The organism is Streptomyces sp. SID14478, assembly GCF_010548525.1.
Classification (GTDB): Bacteria; Actinomycetota; Actinomycetes; order Streptomycetales; family Streptomycetaceae; genus Streptomyces.
The window spans coordinates 1-606 of the sequence record NZ_JAAGMG010001011.1; the positions used below are offsets into that span (position 1 = coordinate 1).

At 75.4% G+C, this 606-nt stretch carries 1 protein-coding gene and 1 pseudogene; one reads left to right on the forward strand and one right to left on the reverse strand.

Translation table 11 applies throughout. The annotated features are described in order from the left end of the window. Positions 1-138: pseudogene (locus tag G3I40_RS47525) on the reverse strand (adenosylcobinamide kinase/adenosylcobinamide phosphate guanyltransferase); the annotation flags it as partial. Positions 139-223: 85 nt separating this feature from the next. On the opposite strand from G3I40_RS47525, the gene G3I40_RS32605 reads away from it, so the two are divergent. Then, a complete protein-coding gene (locus G3I40_RS32605; protein ID WP_164306220.1) occupies positions 224-448 on the forward strand; it encodes a hypothetical protein in 225 nt (74 codons plus the stop codon). The last annotated feature ends 158 nt before the right edge of the window (positions 449-606 follow it).

A 606-nucleotide genomic window follows, 5' to 3' on the forward strand; every position in this document is an offset into this window, starting at 1 on the left:
GAGCAGCAGCGTCCCGTCGACCAACACGGCCGTCGCGGCGCGGGAGCGCGGGCCGAGCGCGAGCGCGCAGGCCGCACAGGGGCAGTCGGGGCGGGGCAGCCCTTCGGGGGCGCCGGTGCCGAGCAGAGTCAGTTCCACGGGAAGATCCTCCCGCGCCGCCGCGAGGCCCGCGCGCCCGGCTAGGCTTCCAGGGACATCGGACATCCGGTACCGGGAGGCTGACATGGCGGTATGGACGTGGCGGTTCGAGAAGTCCGACGGGACGGAGGTGGCCCCCGCGGTCGAGCCCGAGGAGTTCACGACGCAGGGCGACGCCGAGTCCTGGCTCGGTGAGTACTGGAAGGGGCTGGTCGAGGGCGGCGCGGACCAGGTCACGCTCTCCGAGGACAGCACGGTGATCTACGGCCCGATGAGCCTGCACGCGGAGGACGCGGCCCCGCAGACCTGACCCCCGGGCCTCTGCCGCCCTGGAAGCCCGGGGCGGCAGGGTGAGGGCGCGGGCGAGGGACCGCCGACGCTGCCGACCACCGAGGTGCTCCTGACGGACCGGCACGGCGTCGCGACGCCCGCCACGCGCTGCTCACCGCGCCCGGCGAAAGCCCCGGC

Excerpts from the sequence above, each read along its gene's own strand:
- G3I40_RS32605 (WP_164306220.1), top strand. The coding sequence starts at position 224 with ATGGCGGTATGGACGTGGCGGTTCGAGAAGTCCGACGGGACGGAGGTG.